At 73.1% G+C, this 18,057-nt stretch carries 16 protein-coding genes and 2 CRISPR repeat arrays (1 of these 18 cut by a window edge); of the genes, 7 read left to right on the plus strand and 9 right to left on the minus strand.

Going from position 1 to position 18,057, the window contains the following annotated elements:
- A CRISPR array of direct repeats spans positions 1 to 388; the repeat unit is 30 nt; unit sequence TGGGGCCATCCCCGCACGCGCGGGGAGCAG (it extends 69 nt beyond the left edge of the window).
- A 153-nt stretch (positions 389 to 541) separates the two neighbouring features.
- Complete coding sequence (locus OG338_RS09615; RefSeq protein WP_405936921.1) at positions 542 to 1,018, minus strand: GNAT family N-acetyltransferase; 477 nt, start codon at positions 1,016 to 1,018, stop codon at positions 542 to 544.
- 279 nt (positions 1,019 to 1,297) lie between these two features.
- On the opposite strand from OG338_RS09615, the gene OG338_RS09620 reads away from it, so the two are divergent.
- Positions 1,298 to 1,489 carry a hypothetical protein gene (locus OG338_RS09620; RefSeq protein ID WP_405936922.1) on the plus strand — a complete coding sequence of 64 codons (192 nt, stop codon included), beginning with the start codon at positions 1,298 to 1,300 and terminating at the stop codon, positions 1,487 to 1,489.
- A gap of 481 nt (positions 1,490 to 1,970) precedes the next feature.
- On the opposite strand, the gene OG338_RS09625 is transcribed toward OG338_RS09620, so the two are convergent.
- Entirely contained in the window at positions 1,971 to 2,477 is a 507-nt protein-coding gene (locus OG338_RS09625) for a GNAT family N-acetyltransferase (protein WP_405936923.1), read from the minus strand.
- A 126-nt stretch (positions 2,478 to 2,603) separates the two neighbouring features.
- Positions 2,604 to 3,426: direct repeats of the CRISPR family, unit length 29 nt; unit sequence GGGACCATCCCCGCGCGTGCGGGGAACAC.
- 179 nt (positions 3,427 to 3,605) lie between these two features.
- Between OG338_RS09625 and OG338_RS09630 the strand changes: the two genes are divergently transcribed.
- Together OG338_RS09630 and OG338_RS09635 are read left to right on the plus strand one after the other, a co-directional pair.
- Positions 3,606 to 4,568 (plus strand): aminoglycoside phosphotransferase family protein, encoded by a 963-nt coding sequence (locus OG338_RS09630; RefSeq protein ID WP_405936924.1) that lies wholly within the window; start codon positions 3,606 to 3,608, stop codon positions 4,566 to 4,568.
- Positions 4,569 to 4,667: 99 nt separating this feature from the next.
- A complete protein-coding gene (locus OG338_RS09635; protein WP_405936925.1) occupies positions 4,668 to 5,024 on the plus strand; it encodes a DoxX family protein in 357 nt (118 codons plus the stop codon).
- A gap of 36 nt (positions 5,025 to 5,060) precedes the next feature.
- On the opposite strand, the gene OG338_RS09640 is transcribed toward OG338_RS09635, so the two are convergent.
- The 3 genes from OG338_RS09640 to OG338_RS09650 all read right to left on the minus strand — a co-directional run bounded on the left by OG338_RS09640 (position 5,061) and on the right by OG338_RS09650 (position 7,820).
- On the minus strand, positions 5,061 to 5,660 hold the full coding sequence (locus OG338_RS09640; protein ID WP_405936926.1) for a sugar O-acetyltransferase: 600 nt from the start codon (positions 5,658 to 5,660) through the stop codon (positions 5,061 to 5,063).
- Positions 5,653 to 6,915 (minus strand): RNA polymerase sigma factor, encoded by a 1,263-nt coding sequence (locus OG338_RS09645; protein ID WP_405936927.1) that lies wholly within the window; start codon positions 6,913 to 6,915, stop codon positions 5,653 to 5,655. Before OG338_RS09645 ends, OG338_RS09640 begins: the two co-directional genes overlap by 8 nt.
- Positions 6,916 to 7,118: 203 nt before the next feature.
- Positions 7,119 to 7,820, minus strand: coding sequence for a YciI family protein (locus OG338_RS09650; RefSeq protein ID WP_405936928.1), 702 nt, complete (start codon positions 7,818 to 7,820; stop codon positions 7,119 to 7,121).
- A 208-nt stretch (positions 7,821 to 8,028) separates the two neighbouring features.
- On the opposite strand from OG338_RS09650, the gene OG338_RS09655 reads away from it, so the two are divergent.
- On the plus strand, positions 8,029 to 9,684 hold the full coding sequence (locus OG338_RS09655; RefSeq protein ID WP_405936929.1) for a cellulase family glycosylhydrolase: 1,656 nt from the start codon (positions 8,029 to 8,031) through the stop codon (positions 9,682 to 9,684).
- Positions 9,685 to 9,897: 213 nt separating this feature from the next.
- Entirely contained in the window at positions 9,898 to 11,862 is a 1,965-nt protein-coding gene (locus OG338_RS09660) for a protein kinase domain-containing protein (RefSeq protein ID WP_405936930.1), read from the plus strand.
- Positions 11,863 to 11,985: 123 nt separating this feature from the next.
- Here the strand turns inward: OG338_RS09660 and OG338_RS09665 are convergent, their stop codons facing one another.
- Positions 11,986 to 12,540, minus strand: coding sequence for a TetR family transcriptional regulator (locus OG338_RS09665; RefSeq protein ID WP_405936931.1), 555 nt, complete (start codon positions 12,538 to 12,540; stop codon positions 11,986 to 11,988).
- Positions 12,537 to 14,048, minus strand: coding sequence for an MFS transporter (locus OG338_RS09670; protein ID WP_405936932.1), 1,512 nt, complete (start codon positions 14,046 to 14,048; stop codon positions 12,537 to 12,539). The genes OG338_RS09665 and OG338_RS09670 overlap by 4 nt, the downstream gene beginning before the upstream one ends.
- Positions 14,049 to 14,210: 162 nt before the next feature.
- Here OG338_RS09670 and OG338_RS09675 point away from each other — a divergent pair, with 162 nt between their 5' ends.
- Positions 14,211 to 14,543, plus strand: coding sequence for a hypothetical protein (locus OG338_RS09675; protein WP_018105637.1), 333 nt, complete (start codon positions 14,211 to 14,213; stop codon positions 14,541 to 14,543).
- A gap of 39 nt (positions 14,544 to 14,582) precedes the next feature.
- Here the strand turns inward: OG338_RS09675 and OG338_RS09680 are convergent, their stop codons facing one another.
- Positions 14,583 to 15,932, minus strand: coding sequence for a DUF445 domain-containing protein (locus tag OG338_RS09680; RefSeq protein ID WP_405940371.1), 1,350 nt, complete (start codon positions 15,930 to 15,932; stop codon positions 14,583 to 14,585).
- Between the two features lie 164 nt (positions 15,933 to 16,096).
- On the opposite strand from OG338_RS09680, the gene OG338_RS09685 reads away from it, so the two are divergent.
- Positions 16,097 to 17,347: an SGNH/GDSL hydrolase family protein gene (locus OG338_RS09685; protein WP_405936933.1), complete on the plus strand. Its 1,251-nt coding sequence runs from the start codon at positions 16,097 to 16,099 to the stop codon at positions 17,345 to 17,347.
- 9 nt (positions 17,348 to 17,356) lie between these two features.
- Here the strand turns inward: OG338_RS09685 and OG338_RS09690 are convergent, their stop codons facing one another.
- Positions 17,357 to 18,016 carry a DUF1707 domain-containing protein gene (locus OG338_RS09690; protein ID WP_405940372.1) on the minus strand — a complete coding sequence of 220 codons (660 nt, stop codon included), beginning with the start codon at positions 18,014 to 18,016 and terminating at the stop codon, positions 17,357 to 17,359.
- Positions 18,017 to 18,057: the final 41 nt, after the last annotated feature.

Consider the following 18,057-nt stretch of genomic DNA (forward strand, 5'->3'; position numbering starts at 1 on the left):
TCCCCGCACGCGCGGGGAGCAGTCGTACGCGCCGTGCGCGCCGTCCGCCTCGCGGGGGCCATCCCCGCCCGCGCGGGGAGCAGGGCGGCGATCGTGAGTTCCTGGTCGCTGCGGTGGGGCCATCCCCGCACGCGCGGGGAGCAGCCGGCGTCGGGGTGGCGCTGGCCGAACTGGATGGGGCCATCCCCGCACGCGCGGGGAGCAGTGGACCCATGCCGCCGGGTACCCGTTCCCTCTGGGGCCATCCCCGCACGCGCGGGGAGCAGCTGCGGGCGCTGGATGAGTCGCAGATCGAGCTGGGGCCATCCCCGCACGCGCGGGGAGCAGTCCGGGGCCGAAGCCGACGACCAACCGCTACCCGGGCCATCCCCGCACGCGCGGGGAGCAGTGCGTGACCTGCGGCTTTATCTCGCGTGCGCATGGTTTCTGACCACTTTCGCCCACTCCGGCATAACCACCCCAAGGTCAACACAGTCGGCATACGCCACGAGCGTAGAACAACACCCGCGCACCCACGCCCCGTTCGCCGCGACCGCCCGCCTCACCCCTCCGCCCCCACCCGGTACACCACCTTCCCCTCCACCACCTCGAACCCCAGCGCCCCGTAAAACCCCAAAGCCCGAGCGTTGTCCGTATCCCCCATCCACTCCATCCGACTGCACCCGGGACGGGCAGACGCCACCGCTCGGAGTTCCGCCATCAAGTGGGCACCCACGCCCGCTCCCCGCCACGGTTCACTCACATACAGCTCCTTCAGGAACAGCGCGTGTGTCGTCCCCCTCGCCGGCCAGAGGAACGAGTACGCGGCCATCCCCGCGAGGGTGCCGTCACCCGGGTCCGCGACCAGCGCCTGGGCGAGCGGGATCGGGGCGAACAAGGACTCCTCGATCTGGGTGCGGCGTTCCGTGAGCGGCTGGATCTCCGTGGCTCCGTAAAAGCGTTCGATCTCCTCGATCAGGGCCGCGAGGGACGGGACGTCGTCGCGTCGGGCTGGGCGGATCGGCATCGGCATCGGCATCGGGCGTCTCCCTCGGCGGCGGATCTCGTACGTGCGCCTCCCGCGCGCACCGCATGTGACGATGCCCCCCATGGGCTTCCACCTCAACTGCGTCCTGGCGCTCGACGACCTCGTCGTCCCCGGCGGTTCCGCCTACACCCCGCGCACCTGCGACCCTGGCCTGCCCGAAGGGTAGGTGTTCCCATCCCCCGGGAGCCGACGCACGCCGTCAGTGGCCTCGGCCACAGAAGGCAGCGGCTCACGCCACCCGCATTCGGCGGCTGGCTCGACGCGACGGGCGTGCCCGCGACGCCCGATCCGCTGGACGCCTCCGACGACACCGGCCTCGCGCTGGGGTCGTTCCTCAGCCTCGCCGCGCCCGCCGTCGTCATCAGCGACAGCACCTTCGGGGGACAGCAGCTCCTGTACGAGTACGCGGGTCGCTTTCCGGGAAGGCAGGACCGTCGCGGCCTGTGGCGTCGACGACCCTGACGAGGGCAAGGTGTTCCGGCTGGACGACGGGGCCTTCCGGCTGCCGGTCCCGCCAACCGTCGCGCCCGTCACCGAGTGCGCCGAGCAGGTCCACGACGGGCTGCGCGGGGCCGATCTCTTCCGGGGCTGCCTCCCCCGCAACGCGAACCGCGAGGGGCCGGCGCCATCGCGAGGCGTGGTCCGGGCCGGTGCCGTCCGTCGATCCCGCCTGGCACACGCACTCCCCGCTGGTGGACGGCGGCCGCCGGGTGGCGGAGCACGTCCTCGGCCGGCCCCTCGCCCAGGCGTGGCCGGCCGGGGCGAGGGCATCCGGCAGCCGGGGCGGTGGGTGGGCGGCTTCGCGTTCCAGCCCCGATTCCCAGGACCCGGCAGCCGCCGTCCACCATAAACGCGGCCGACATCCGAGAGACGACGCCCGGTATCGAGCCGCGCGATCGGGACTGACTGGTCGCGAGCCCGCGTAGCGGCGGGCGCCTCCCGTTCAGGCCAGGTGCTTGTGCATGACGATGCACGGCCGGTCGTGGGCCAGGTCCTGACGCCGGTCGATCTCGCGCCACCCGAGGGACTTCCAGAAGGTCAACGCATCCGGGTTGTTCTCAAGTACGGCGAGCCGGAGGCCGCTCCGCCCTTCGGCCCGAAACCGCTCCTCGACCAGCCCGACGAGCCGCCGCCCGATCCCTGTACGGCGGGAGTGCCCGTCCACGATGAGCAGCCCGATCCAGGGCAGACCGTCCTTCGGATGGCGGCGGAGCAGACAGACAACCCCCACGAGCCGCCCCTCCCCGGTGCGCGCGAGCAACACCTCACCCCCCTCCATGGCGACCTCGCGGCGCAGATCAGCCTCGACCTGCGCCGCCGGGATGTCGTCGGGGTCGTACTCTCCTGCCGCGCGCCAGTACGCCGGGTTGCCGGCGTAGAGGGCGACGACCTCGCGGATCTCCTCAGGGGCGAAGCGGAGGGGGTGGAGGGTGAGGGGGTGGGCCGACATGTCGGCCAGGGTACGGGGCGATGCACGCCGTCCCCGCGAGGTGCGGAGAGCGGTAGGCGTCGCAGACCGGTGAGTGGCAAAGCATCCCCGCACCGTGCGGGGAGCGAGCAGGCGGGTGCCTGAGCCGGAGGCATCCCCGCGAGTACGGGGAACACGTCACGCTGGTCGTGGCCTCCTTCCATCTGCTGGGACCATCCCCGCGCGTGCGGGGAACACGCCTTGCGCTTGTCCGGGTGCTGGGCGGAGCCGGGGCCATCCCCGCGCGTGCGGGGAACACCGACCGGCCAGAGAAGAGGTGACCTGGTGAGCGGGACCATCCCCGCGCGTGCGGGGAACACGATGACGCCGGAGATGAGGTTGCCCATCAGCTGGGACCATCCCCGCGCGTGCGGGGAACACCTTCGGGTGCCCCTCCAAGGTCGCCTGCGTCAGGGACCATCCCCGCGCGTGCGGGGAACACCTCGGTGCAGGTGGGGCACTGGATGCGGCCGAGGGGACCATCCCCGCGCGTGCGGGGAACACAGGGTGTCGCCGGGGCGTGCGTAGTCGAGGGCGGGACCATCCCCGCGCGTGCGGGGAACACAGGTCGCTCCAGCCGAAGGGGTTCTCACCGTGGGGACCATCCCCGCGCGTGCGGGGAACACGCCATCTCGACCCCTGGGCCCCCGTCAGGGCGGGGACCATCCCCGCGCGTGCGGGGAACACGGCATCGCCTCGCTGTGCAGGGCGGGCAGCGTGGGACCATCCCCGCGCGTGCGGGGAACACCGTTCGACCTGGGGAACGCCGCGCACCGGCTGGGGACCATCCCCGCGCGTGCGGGGAACACCAGGCGTCGACCTTCGCGGCGCGGTAGTCGTGGGGACCATCCCCGCGCGTGCGGGGAACACCTCCCCCACGAACCGGGCCCCCCTCCAGATCAGGGACCATCCCCGCGCGTGCGGGGAACACTCTTCGTGACCTGCTGCTTCGTCTCGCGTCAAGGACGGTTCTGACCACTTGCGCGCACTCCGGCATAACCGCCCCAACGCTCACACAGCAGGCATGCATCGCCACCCTAAGCCAACGGCCCCAGCCGCGCCCCCCGTTCACCTTCCCCAGGCCCCGCCCCACCCACGTAAAGTGCACGGATGATCGTCATCCCGGAGGAATTCGCGCGGACCACCGTCGAGCGTGAAGGGGACGTGGGGGCATCCTGGCTCGGGGAAGTGCCCCAGCTCGTCGCTGACTTGGTCGGGGGGTGGGGATGTGTGGTCGACGGCGACGTCATGTATGGCGGGGTCGGCGTCATCATCCCCGTACGGCGTGACGGCACGCCGCCCGCCGTGCTGAAGGTGTCCTTTCCGCATCCCGGGAACGACCATGAGCCCGATGCCTTCGCCGCCTGGGGCGGTCGCGGGGCCGTTTCCCTGTACGAGCGGGACGACCGCCGGTACGCGATGTTGCTGGAGCGGGCCTCGCCGGTGAGCTTGGCCGAGGCGGTCGACGGGGACGAAGTGGTGGTCGTCGCCGCGCGGCTCGGGCGGCGGCTTGCCGTCACCGCGCCCGCCGGGCTGCCGCTGCCCCGGCTCAGCGCGCGGGCCGGGGAGTGGGCGGACGGGCTGCGCACGGATGACGCCGAGTTCGCGCACCCCCTGCCGCGCCCCGTCGTCGACGCCGCCCTCGCCACCGTAAGGGAGTTGGGGCGGGAGCAGCCCGAGACGCTCGTCCATGGCGATCTGCACGGGCGGAACATCCTGCGGGCCGAGCGCGAGCCGTGGTTGGCCGTCGATCCGAAGGGATACGTGGGCGACCCGGCCTACGACGCGGGGGCGCTGATGAAGTCGCGTGCGTACGCCCTCGCGGGGGTGGGCTCCCACGACCTCGGCAAGGCCGCCCACCGCATCGTGGACGTCTTCGCGGACGCCGCCGAGCTGGAGCGTGAGCGCGTACTCCGATGGGCCCAGCTGCACGCCGTTCAAGCCGCCTTCTGGGCGCGGCGGCACGGGTTCCGGGTCGCCCGCAGTGGGCCCGAGCTGGAGTGGATCACCGCGTTCGCGGACCGGCTGGCGGAGTTGCTGACCGAGCGGCCCGGAGGGCCTTCCCCGCGTTGAACCGTTCGAAGCGGTCTCGGCCTCACAAAACAGGGCCGTCGATCGTCGGGGTCGAAGAGCAGCCGCCCTCGGAAGCCTCTCAGAAGCGGAGAACAACGCGTGCACACCGCATACCTCACGGTCAACATCCTCGGCATCTTCTTCAACGGTGCCGCCGCCGTGACCTACCTCATCGGCCACGAATACCCCAAGTCCCAGGCCGACATGAAGGGCATCCCCCGCAAGTACGTCCCGTGGCTCGGCATGTGCCTGGCCGCAGGCACCCTCGGGCTACTCGCCGGATTCGCCGTGCCCGCGCTGGGGACGCTCGCCGCGTGCGGGCTGATCCTCTACTTCATCGGCGCGATCATCGCCCACACCCGCGTCGGTTCCCGGAACATCGTCGGCGGGATCGTGTTCCTGGCGACGGCCATCGCCGTGCTGATCCTGGGCGTGCAGTATCACGGGGCCTGGTGAGCGGGGCCGGTGAGCAGGCCCGGTGAGCGGGGCCGGCTACCTACGAGAGGCCAGGTCCGCGTCCGTGATCGGCCGGACCACCCGGCACGGCGTACCGACCGCGACGCTCATCGGAGGAATGTCGCGGCTCACGACGCTGCCCGCGCCGATCACCGAGCCGTAGCCGATACGGACGCCCGGCAGGACGACCACGTTGCTGCCGATCCACACCTTGTCCTCGATGAGGATCGGCTCCGAGAAACGGCCGAAATCCGCCCGGCGCGCGGGGTGCACCGGGTGGCCCGTCGTCGTCAGGGTCACGCTCGGGGCGATCATGACGTCGTCGCCGATGCGGATCTCCACGTCGTCCACGAACGTCAGGTTCACATTGCCGAAGAAGTCGTCGCCGATGTGCACGTTGCTGCCGAACGCGGCGTGGAACGGCGCCTGGAGGACGGTGCGTTCGCCCACCGAGGCGAAGATCCGCGTCAGCAGCGAACGCCGTCGCTCCGTGTCGCCGGGCGGTGTGTGGTTGTACGCGAATATCTCGTCCTCGCGCCGGGCCGGGGCCAGGAAGGCCGCCTCGGTCTCGGTGTAGACGAGGCCCTTCGCGATCCGGGCCCGGATCTCGTTCTCGTTCCGGCCGGTTTCAGCCATCGTGCGGTGCTCCCTTCGTCGGGCGCCCCAGACCCGTGAGCCGGAGCGCGTATTCCGCCGCGATCGCGTCATTGGGCGCCGCCGCCCTCGCGGCCTCGTACATCTCCGCCGCCTCCTCCGTACGGCCGAGGCGGCGCAGCGCGTCCGCCCGGACGGCGGGGAAGGCGTGGCGGCCTGCGAGTTCCTTCGGCGTACCCAGCGCGTCGACGGCCTCCAGCTGGGCCCCCGGTCCGTCCCGCATGCCCAGGGCCACCGCACGGTTGAGAGCCACGACCGGATTGGCGCGCAGGGCGAGGAGACTGTCGTACAGCGTCACGACGGCCGCCCAGTCAGTGGCGGTGGCGTCCGGTGCCAGGGCGTGCTGGGCGGCGATCGCCGCCTGGAGCGCGTAGGGGCCGCCCGCCGGGAGCGCCCCACGGGCCAGCGCGGCCCCCTCGGTGATCAGCACACGGTCCCACAGCGAGCGGTCCTGGTGCTCCAGCGTGACCAGGCCGCCGTCGGCGTCGAGCCGGGCGGCGCGGCGGGAGTGCTGGAGCAGGAGGAGGGCCAGCAGGCCGCGGGCCTCCGGCTCCTCCTGGGCCTCGGCCACGACGAGGCGGGTGAGGCGGATGGCCTCCTCGGCCAGCTGATCGCGGGTGGTGTTGCCGTCGCTGGGCACGTACCCCTCGGTGAAGATCAGGTAGAGCACGGCAAGAACCCCGCCGAGGCGTTCGGCGCGTGCGCCTGGTGGCGGTACGCGGTACGGAATGCCCGCGGCCGCGATCTTCCGCTTGGCACGCAGGATGCGCTGCGACACGGTGTCCTCGCCGGCCAGGAGCGCGCGGGCGATCTCGCGCGTGGTGAGGCCGCCGACCGTACGCAGGGTAAGGGCCACTCGGGCGTCGAGCGGGAGCGCGGGGTGGCAGCAGGTGAAGATCAGCGCGAGCCGCTCGTCGCCGGGCGGCGCCGGTTCGTACGCCTCCTCCAGCGCCGCCGCCTCCGCGATCTTGTCGCGCTCCGTCGTGCGGCGGCGCAGTACGTCCAAGGCCCGGCGCCGGGCGGCGGTCACCAGCCATGCCCCCGGGCTGCGCGGCACTCCGTCGCGCTCCCAGGCCGGCAGGGCGCGGGCGAACGCGTCCTGCGCGCAGTCCTCGGCCAGCTCCCAGTCACCGGCGAGGCGAACGAGCGTGCCGAACACGACGGCCCATTCGGTGCGGTAGGCGGCCGCGAGCGCCCCGCGCACGACTGCCGGTGCGGTGTCACCGGCAGGCTCCACACGTACACCCGCCGACGCGGTGTCACCCGCCGACGCCACACCTACACCCGCCGACGCGGTGTCACCCGCCGACGCCACACCTACACCCGCCGACGCGGTGTCACCCGCCGACGCCACACGCACGGCCTCCGACGCGGTGTCACCCGCCGACGCCACACGCACGGCCTCCGACGCCGTGCCATCCGCCGGCTCCGCCCCCGCACTCACCCGAAGTCCCGCCAGAACTCGCGCAGTTCCACGAGCCCCGACCGGGCCATGGGGCACCGGCCCACGTACTCCAGCGCCTGTTCCCGGTCCCCGTCGACGAAGACGATCCCCGTGACCCACTCGGCCACGTCCGCGTACCCCCCGTCCGTGATCAGGAGTTCGCCCCCGCGTCGCCGTACGAGCGTCGCGTCCTCGACCGGGCTCAGGTGCTCGCCGCCCAGGTAACGGCCGGACGCCAGGCCGTCCCGTACCCACGCGGCCACCTCCGCCGGGTCGGGGGTGTACGGCGGCGCGGCCGGGTCGGTCCGCATGATCGCGAGGAAGCGGGAGGCGGGGGCATCGCCCTCGTGCGGGACGTTGTCCGTGTCCGGGCCGTGGTCGAGCGGTTCGACGGGGCGGATCTCGATGCGGCCCGCGGCCGCCATCGGGTGCGAGGCGGCGACCTCGATCGCCTCGTCCAGATCCGCGGCCTCCAGGAGGTCGTACCCGGCGATCCACTCGGCCGTCTCGGCAAACGGGCCGTCGGTGACCAGGACCTCGCCGGCACGGACGCGCGCCGTGACCGTCTCCTCCACCGGCTTCAGCGGCATTCCCTCCAGCCGGACGCCGCGCCCGTTCCACTTCTCGACCCACGCCTCCGGGTTCTGGTCGCCGCGCTCCCCGGCGGGATCGGTGGCGATGAACAACACGTACTTCATGAGCGTTCCCCTTGCTGCCGTGCCGAACGTTTCATGAAGACGACGAACGGTGTCCACCGAATCCGACAGTCCGACGAGGAAAGTTTGAGATCGCCCCGTCGACCCGGACTGCCGGATCTCTTGACGTGCCCCTGACCGAATGGCTTTATGGGTCCACCCGTGTGGGAGCGCTCCCACATCAGTGAACCACCCATCCTCTGGAGCCGCAGTGAGCACAGCGAGACATCCGGCGCAGCGCCCCGCCGCCGTCATCCTCACCGTCCTGGCCACCCTGCTCGGGTTCCTCGCGCTCGGCGGCCTCGCCCCCGCGCGGGCCGCGTCCGCCGCCGGGACCGGGCTGCACATCAGCGACGGCCGGCTGGTCGAGGGCAACGGCAACGACTTCATCATGCGCGGCGTCAACCACGCGCACACCTGGTACCCGGGCGAAACCCAGTCCCTGGCCGACATCAAGGCGACCGGCGCCAACACCGTCCGCGTCGTACTGTCCGACGGTTTCCGCTGGAGCGAGAACGGGCCGGACGACGTCGCCGCCGTCATCGCCGACTGCAAGGCGAACCGGCTCATCTGCGTCCTGGAGGTGCACGACACCACCGGATACGGCGAGGACTCCGCCGCCGGGACGCTGGACCACGCGGCCGACTACTGGATCTCCCTGAAGGACGTCCTCCAGGGCCAGGAGGACTACGTCGTCATCAACATCGGCAACGAGCCCTGGGGCAACACCGATCCGGCCGGCTGGACCGCCCCCACCACCGCGGCGATCCAGAAGCTGCGCGCGGCCGGGTTCGCGCACACGATCATGGTGGACGCGCCCAACTGGGGCCAGGACTGGCAGAACGTCATGCGGGACAACGCCCAGGCCGTGTACGACGCGGACCCGACCGGCAATCTGCTCTTCTCGATCCACATGTACAGCGTCTACAACACCGCCGAGAAGGTCACCGACTATCTGAACACCTTCGTGGACGCCGGACTGCCCCTGGTCATCGGTGAGTTCGGCGGACCCGCCGACCAGTACGGCGACCCGGACGAGGACACGATGATGTCCGAGGCGCAGCGGCTCGGGCTCGGCTGGATCGCCTGGTCGTGGAGCGGCAACACCGACCCGATCCTCGATCTGACCATCGGCTTCGACCCGGCGCAGCTCAGCTCCTGGGGCGAGCGCGTCTTCCACGGCGCGGACGGGATCGCGGAGACCGCCCGCGAGGCCACGGTCTACGGCGGACCCGCCGAGGAGGACACCGAGGCCCCGACGGCCCCGGGCACCCCGGCCGCCTCAGCGGTGACCGACACCTCGGCCACGCTGACCTGGGCCGCGTCCTCCGACAACGTTGCCGTCGCGGGCTACGACGTGGTCAGCGTCAGCGGCGGTACGGAGACCAGGGTCGCCTCGTCCGCCACGACGGGCGTCACCGTGACGGGCCTGGCCGCCGACACCGCGTACTCCTTCGCGGTCTACGCGCGCGACGCGGCCGGCAACCGTTCGGCCCGGTCGGCCGCCGTGAGCGTGACCACGGACGAGGGCGCGACCACGCCGGCGGGCAGCTGCTCGGTCGGCTACAAGGTGGTCGGCGAGTGGCAGGGCGGCTTCCAGGGCGAGATCACCATCCGCAACACGGGCACCGCCGCGATCGACGGCTGGACGCTCGGTTTCGCCTTCGCCGACGGGCAGACGATCACCAACATGTGGGGCGGTACGCCCACCCAGTCCGGCGGTTCGGTGACCGTCGCACCGGCCTCGTACACCTCCACGATCGCCCCCAACTCCTCGGTGACCGTGGGCTTCACGGGCAACCAGAGCGGTACGAACGCGGCCCCGGCCGCCTTCACCCTCAGCGGGGCCGCCTGCGCGGCCGCGTGAGACGGGCCCGGCCGGCGGGGGGCGCGCCCCCGCCGGCCGGGCCGCTCATGATCGAACGGGTGCACGGGACGTGCAAGGGGAGGTGAGTTCATCGGCCCGGGTGGAGCTGCCCCGGTCCGGCTGGACCAAGGCGCTCCCACCGCTCCGCAGCGACCCGGGATTTGGATAAGGTGCCGTGTCTACAGCAGCGCTCTCCGGGGGAGTTACGAGTACATGAGCGGTCAGCAGCCACGCAGAGGCGGCGCCTCGCAGGTCTTCCAGCCCCTCGCGGGTGACGACCCCACCACCATCGCCGGATACCGGCTGGCCGCCAAGCTCGGTGCGGGTGGCATGGGCAAGGTGTATCTGTCGTACACGCCCGGCGGGCGGCCCGTCGCGATCAAGGTGATCCGGCCGGAGTTCGGCGAGGACGCGGAGTTCCGGCGGCGGTTCGCGCAGGAGGTGCAGTCCGCGCAGCGCGTCCAGGGGCTGTTCACCGCGCCCGTGATCGACGCCGACACCAAGGGCGCTCAGCCGTGGCTCGCCACCGCGTACGTGCCGGGCCCGTCCCTCGCCGACGCGGTCGTCGAGCACGGCGCGCTGCCCGTCGAGGCGGTGCTGCTGCTCATCGCGGGCATGGCGGAGGCGCTGCACGTCATCCACGGCGCCGGAATCGTCCACCGCGACCTCAAGCCGTCCAACGTGCTGCTCGCGGCGGACGGGCCGCGCGTCATCGACTTCGGTATCGCCTACGCGGCCGACGCGACGTCGCTCACGGGGAGCGGGGTCACGATCGGCACCCCGTCCTTCATGGCGCCGGAGCAGGCCGCCGGGCGCAAGGTCACCGCCGCGACGGACATCTTCGCGCTCGGCCAGGTCGCGGTGTTCGCGTCGACCGGGACGCCCGCGTTCGGCGAGGGGACCTCGCACGGGGTGCTCTACCGGATCGTGCACGAGGACCCGGACCTCACGGGGGTCCCGGCGCGGCTGATGGATCTCGTCGGGCGCTGCCTCGCGAAGAACCCGGAGGACCGGCCGTCGGTCGCCGAGGTGATCCAGCTCTGCCAGACCGCGAACGCGGAGACGGTGCTCCGTCGGCCGGAGGACTGGCTGCCGCAGCCGGTCGCGGCCGACATCACCGTCCGGGCCGCCGCGCCGGCGCCCGTACAGACACCGCCGCCGCCGTCCGCCGCGCCGGCCACACCGGCCGCCCCCGCCGCCCCGCCGGTGACCGCCGCCCCCGCGGCTCCGGCCGCGCCCGCCGCGTACTCGCCGACCACGCCAGCACCGAGCACCCCGCCGCCGGGATACGGGCCGCCGGTCACGCCCGCGCCCGGGCAGGGGCCCGCGCCGGTGGAACCGGGCGCGTACGGTGCGCCCACGGCGCCGTCCGGGCAGAACCCGGCGTACGGTGCGCCCACGGCGCCCGCCGCGCAGACGCCGGCGTACGGGTATCCGGCCGCCCAGCAGCCGGGGTACGGCTATCCGGGGCCGGGCACCGGGTACCCCGGCGGGGGCGTACCGCCGCAGTCGCACGCCACGCAGCCGGCGCCGCAGACGCCCGAGCCCCCCAAGCGGCGGCGCGGGCGGGCGGCGGCCATCGCGGTCGTGGCCGCGCTGCTCGTCGGTGTGGCGGGTGGGGGCACGGCGTACTTCCTGAGCCAGAAGGACAAGGACAAGGGGTCGCAGAGCGACACCACCGCCCAGGACAAGAACTCGCCCGCGCCCAAGGCGAGTTCCACGCCCAGCGCGGACCCCACCGGGGACGCCGGGGCGGGCGTCGAGCAGCCCGACGGCGAGACCCCCGCGACGTCGGACCCGACGCCGGAGGACTTCACCGGGATCAACCTCACGAAGGGGTACCACCTGACGTTCGGCGACTCGGACGTCCGGCCGCAGGACGGCACGGACGGCGGGTACGACCTGACGCACGAATCCGGCTACCTCGACGCCGAGAGCGAGGGCGGCCGCCTCACCCTGCTCGACCCGGGGCAGGAGGGGTCGCTGGACGTCTGCCGTGCGGAGACGCGGTTCGCCGACAGCATTCCGCTGGAGCAGTTGTCGAAGGGGCGGCAGATGTGCATCACGACGGGTACGGGGCATATGGCGCTGGTGACGTATCAGGGGCACTCGCCGAAGGACTCCCCGAGTGATTACGTCACGCTCGATGTGACGGTCTGGCGGAACGCGGCACGGTGAGTTCGGGGGGGTGCGGGGTACGGGGCGCCTGCGGCGGGCCTGTTCCCCACCCCGCCCCTTCCCGAAACCGGGGCGCTGCCCCGGACCCCGCGCCTCAAACGCCGGCGAGGCTGGTCTTTGCCCTCAGCCCGTGATCAGCCGCTGCAACGCCGGCGCGTACAGGTCCGCGATGCGCTCCGGCGTCGCGGACGCCCCCGCTCCGTCGCGGTGGAGGCTCAGCGTCGCGCCGAGGCCCAGCAGGTGGCCGGCCAGGAGTTCCGCGCGCAGGGCGCGCGCGTCGCCGGGGAGGCGGGCGGTCAGGGCGGCGGTGACCTGTTCGTGGAAGCGGTCGCGGAGGAGGGAGCGTTCGTCCTGGTTGCCCAGGGAGAAGACGACGCGGAGGAGCGGGTCCGACTGGAGCGCGCGGCGGTGGGTGACCAGGGTGATCACCATGTGGCGGCCCAGGACGTCGAGCGGTGCGTCGAAGAGTTCGGCGGCGGCCGGTCCGAAGTCGGCCACCGTGTTGAACAGCTCCTCCTTGCGGCCGAAGTGCTTGACGACCAGGGACGCGCTGACCCCCGCGTCCGCCGCGATCCCCCGGATCGTCACCTCGGCGTACGGCCGTTGCGTGAACGCCCGCCGGGCGGCCCGCAGGATCGCGTCGCGGCCCGTCGCGGCGATGGCCCGGCCGCCGGTCATGCGCCCTCCTGGATTCCCGCCGGCCGCGCACCCCCCGTCAGGGTGCCCGGCTCCTTGCGGCTCTCCCCGACCGTACCCGCCCCGGCGGGCCCGCCGCCCGGCAGCAGCAGCGTGACGACCAGGGCGGCGAGCGCCGCGCCCGCCGCGATGACGAAGACCAGCTGGTACGCGTGCAGGGTCGGCGCGGTCCGGCCGCCCGCCCGGAAGGTGAGGTTCGCCAGAACGGCCGCGACGGTCGCGCTGCAGAACGCCTGGCCGATCGACCGCATCAGGGTGTTCAGCCCGTTCGCCGCACCGGTCTCGCTGACCGGCACCCCGCGCATCACGAGGGCCGGGAGCGCCGAGTACGCGATGGCGGTGCCGGAGGCGACGACCGTGGCGCCCGCGACGATGAGCCACAGGCTGTGGCTGGTGAAGTACCGCACCCCGTAACCGGCCGCGATGATCCCGGCCGCCAGGGCCAGGCTGACCTTCGGGCCGTGCTTGGCGGAGATCCGGGCGGAGACCGGGGACAGGGCCACCATGGCGACCCCGCCCGGCAGCAGGCACAGTCCGCTGACGACGAGCGAGGCGCCGAGCCCGTAACCGGTCGCCTTCGGCTCCTGCACCATCTGCGCGGTGACCAGGGAGTTCGCGTAGAAGGCGAAACCGATGAGCAGCGCCGCGATGTTGGTGAGCAGGACCGCCGGGCGGGCGGAGATCCGCAGGTCGACCATGGGCGTCGCGACGCGGAGCTCGTACGCCCCCCAGATCAGCGCCACCACGACGGCCGCCACGAACAGGCCGACCGTCCGCCCGGAGGTCCAGCCCCAGTCGCCGCCCTGCGTCACCGCGAGCAGCAGGCAGACCAGCGCGCCGGACAGGCCGAGTGCGCCGAGCGCGTCGAAGCGGCCGCGGCTGCGGAGCGGGGACTCCGGTACGAAGAGGAGGACGAGCACGATGTCGATGAGGCCGATGACGCCGGAGACCCAGAACATCGTGTGCCAGTCGAAGTTCTCGACGACGAGCGCGGCGATCGGCAGGCCCACCGCGGCGCCGATGCCGAGCGTCGAGCTCATCAGCGCGACGGCGGACAGCACGCGCTCGGGCGGCAGTTCGTCGCGCAGGATGCTGATGCCCAGCGGTACGACGGCGATGGCCGCGCCCTGGAGCGCGCGGCCGGTGATCAGCACCCCGATGTGGGAGCTCGCCCCGCAGAGCACGGACCCCACCACGAGCACCGCGAGCGAGGCGACGAGCACCCGCCGCTTCCCGTACATGTCGCCGACCCGGCCGAGCACCGGCGTGAACACCGCACCGGTCAGCAGCGTGACGGTCACCAGCCAGCTCGCGGCGGCCGGGGTGGCGCCGGTCAGCTCGGGGATGTGCGGGAGCAGCGGCACGACGATCGTCTGCATCACCGCGACGACGACCCCGCAGAAGGCCAGCACCCCCACCGCGAAGCGCGGGTGCGGGGCCTGGGCGGCGGGGGTCGGCGGGGCGGCGGGGGCGGGTATGTCCGCGGGCATGGTTCTCCGTTGCGGGCTCGGGGTGCACGGATGTTCACCCCCCAGGGTAAACGCCTGTGCACCCCCTCGGCGACGGGTGGACGGAAGCGCGCGTTAGCCTCGGACCGGGCGCCGGTCCGGCGCTGGGCGCGGGGCGCGTACGAGTGCGCCGGGCGCACATCCATGACGTGCACGAAGGCGGAGGTGACCGCGATGGCGAAGGTGCCGGCAGCGGCGGTGGCGGCGGGCGGACTGGTCGGCGGTTACGCCGTCGCGCGGTGGACCCGCAAGCGTCCGCTGGGCGGGGTCGCGCTCGCGGCGGCGGGCGGCGTCGCCGCGTACGAGTGGAACCGGCAGGCGGGCCCGCGCGCGGCCGTCGCGCTGACCACCGCGTATGTCGCCGCGTTCGCGGGCTCGCACCCGCTGGCCAAGAAGGTCGGCGCCTGGCCCGCCGTCTTCACCGTGGCGGGCACGGTCGCCGCCGCGTCCTGGGCGGTCACCCGCCGGGCGTCCTGACCGGAAGGGGTACGGGGTGACGCACCCCGTACCCCCTGCTCACCCCCACAAACCCCACGACACCGTGTAGATCGCCAGCCCCGCCAGCGCCCCCACCACCGTGCCGTTGATGCGGATGAATTGCAGGTCACGGCCGATGTGGGCCTCGATCTTGCGGGACGTCTGGTCCGCGTCCCAGCCGGCCACCGTGTCGCTGATCAGGGACGTGATCTCCGTGCGGTACGTCGTCACGACGTACGCCGCCGCGTCCTCCAGCCAGCCCTCCAGCTTCCCCTGGAGCCGTTCGTCCGTGGCCAGCCGGGCGCCCAGCGACATCAGGGAGGCCCGGGCGCGCAGCCGCAGCTCGCTCTGCTCGTCCTCCGCCGCCGCGATCACCATCGCGCGCACCGACGCCCAGGCGGAGGCGATGACGTCCTGGACCTCGCCGCGGCCCAGGATCTCCGACTTCAGGCGCTCCACCCGGTCCCGGGTCTCGGAGTCGGTCTGGAGGTCGGCGGCGAAGTCCGCGAGGAAGGTGTCGATGGAGCCGCGCGCCGGGTGCCCGGGCATGTCCCGCATCTCGGTGACGAAGCGCAGCAGCTCCTTGTAGACCCGCTCCCCGACCCGCTTGTCCACGAACCGGGGCGTCCAGCCCGGCGCCCCGCCCTGCACCGCGTCCATCACCGAGTCGCCGTGCAGCACGAGCCAGTCGTGCGCGCGGGCGCAGACCAGGTCGACCAGCTTGCGGTGGCCGCCGTCCGCGACGACCTTCGCCAGCATCTTGCCGAGCCCGGGGCCGATCTCCACCGCGTCCGCCCGCCGGGTGATCGCCTCGCCGACGACGGCCTGGACGTCCGCGTCCCGCAGGACGGTGAGCGCCCCGCGCAGCGCGGTCGCCAGCTCGGCCGTGACCCGGTCCGCGTGGGCCGGCTCCGCGAGCCAGCCGCCGACCCGGCTGCCGATGCCCAGCGAGTGAATCCGGTCACGTACGACGTCCCCGGAGAGAAAGTTCTCGCCGACGAAGGAACCGAGGGACGCCCCGAGCTGGTCCTTCTTGGTGGGAATGATGGCGGTGTGCGGAATCGGCAGACCGAGCGGACGCTTGAAGAGTGCCGTGACGGCGAACCAGTCGGCCAGCGCACCCACCATGCCCGCCTCGGCGGCCGCCGCGACGAAGCCCGGCCAGCCGCTCACCCCCTCGTTCTTCGCCCAGGTGGCGAGGACGTACACCAGCGCGACCAGCAGAAGGAGGCCGGTGGCCGTGGTCTTCATACGGCGTACGCCACGACGCTTCTCCTCGTCCGCCGCGGTGTACGCGAACGAGGCGAGCCCCCCGGGTCTCGCCCTCCCACCGGGCCCCGGAGGCAGTGCGCCCCGCTCGGTCCGCCCGGTCCCGTCGATCCGTTCCATCCGCTCCACCCGTCCGCGTACGCACAGCCCCCGACGTCCGCTACGCATTGTGCCTACCTGACCTACTCCCGGGCCGCACGTCGAGTTCCCCGCGCCCTGCCGCATCATGGGAACCGGTCCGTTTCCCCCCGCTTTTCCTCGTTCCGCAAGGAGACACACCGCCCATGCCCAGGCGCCAGGGGTACGCCCTGCTCATAGCCCTCGTGGCGGGTACCGCCGCGCTCGCCGCGGCCGTGGCGTTCGCCGGTTCCCTGCTGTTCACCGGGGACAGGGCGACGGCCGCCGCCGCTACGGCCCCGCAGGGCGTGGCCCACAGCCCGGCCGCCCCGGCGCACTCCTCCGGGCACTGGCTCGCCACCTGGGCGGCGTCCCCCGTCGCGGGCGTGGCCGACCCGGCACAGGCGGCGGACCAGAGCGGCCGCGTCATCCGCAACGTCGTGCACACCAGCATCGGCGGCACCGAGGCCCGCGTGACGCTGTCCAACCTGTTCGGTACGCGGCCCCTGCTCATCGACCGCGTCACCGTGAACACCCGCCCCGTGACGTTCCGGGGCGCCTCGTCCGTCACGGTCGCCGCCGGCGGGCAGACCGTCAGCGACGCCGTCGCCGTCCCCGTCGACGCGGACGCCGACCTCGTGGTCACCCTGCGCACCCCGACCGCCGACGGGCCGGTCACCACGCACCCCAACAGCCACCAGACCTCGTACACCGAGGACGCCGGGGGCACCTTCTCCACCACCCGGTGGCGTTATCTCACCGCCGTCGACGTGCGGGGCGGCGACGCGCGGGCGACCGGGACGCTGGTCGCGTTCGGCGACTCGCTCACCGCCGGCTCCGGCTCCACCACCGACGCCAACACCCGCTGGCCGGACGCCCTCGCCGACCGGCTGCACGGCCGCTACGCGGTGGTCAACGAGGGCATCGGCGGCAACCGCCTCCTGCGCGACGGCACCGGCCCGCGCGCCCTCGACCGCTTCGAGCGCGACGTCCTCGGCGTCTCCGGCGCGAAGACCGTCGTCATCGCGCTCGGCATCAACGACATCCAGGCGCTCCCGAGGGAGACCGACCCCGGGCGGATCACCGGCGCCCTGCGCACCCTCACCGAGCGGGCCCACGCGCGCGGTCTGAAGGTCATCGGCGCGACCCTCATGCCCTACGGGGGCTCGGCGGTCTGGACGGCCGGCGGGGAGCAGGTCCGCCGGCAGGTCAACGCGGAGATCCGGGCGGGCGGGATCTTCGACGAGGTCCTCGACTTCGACCGGTCCCTGCGCGACCCGGCCCAGCCGCGGCAGCTGCGCGCCCCGTACGACTCCGGCGACCATCTGCACCTCAACGACGCGGGGTACACCCGCCTGGCGTCGCTGCTGGACGTGGACACCCTGACCGGGGACAGGCCGAAGGCCGACGCGCTCTGAGCCGAAGCGCTAGCGGTCGCCCTTCTCCAGGCGCCCCCGGCCGCGCTCCGCCTCCCGCAGCCGCTGCTTCTCCGCCTTGCTGCGCTTGTGCTCCACCCCGACGCCGCCCATCAGCGCGAAGCCGGTGATGCGGACCCGGGGCGCGTCCGGCGCGGGGGCCGTCTCGTCCTTGGCGTCCTCCCCGAAGCCGCCCATGATGCCGATGCCCCGGACGTCCACCTGGAGGTCCGGCGGGACCGTCACGTGGAGGCCGCCCATGATCGTGAAGCAGCGGATCACGGTCTCGCGGGACTCGAAGTTCGCCTCGCGCAGGTCGATCTCGCCGCCGCCCCACATCGAGAACGCGGTGAACACCTTGCCGACCGTCCAGTTGCCCCGGCGGCGGAAGCCGCCCCAGAACGCGAAGCCGCCGGTCGACGTCGCCGGCCGCCCGATCCGCTCCGACCAGCGGGCCGCCGAACCGGACCGGGGCTGCACGGCGGCGGGCGCCGACGCGGCGGAGCCGACGGCCGGCAGATCGCGGACCAGCGGTTCCAGCTCGCCGTGTGTCCGCGCCTTGTAGGCGGTGTCGAGGCGCTGCTCGAACTCCTCCATCTCAAGGCGCCCTTCGGCGACCGCCTCGCGCAGGATCTCGGCAACACGTTCACGCTCGGCGTCGGAGGCCCGCATTTCGGGGAGTTCGCTCGTCATGGTGCTCAGCCTATTGAACG

The sequence above is a fragment of the Streptomyces sp. NBC_00726 genome (assembly GCF_045161735.1).
In the GTDB taxonomy this organism is placed as follows: Bacteria; Actinomycetota; Actinomycetes; order Streptomycetales; family Streptomycetaceae; genus Streptomyces.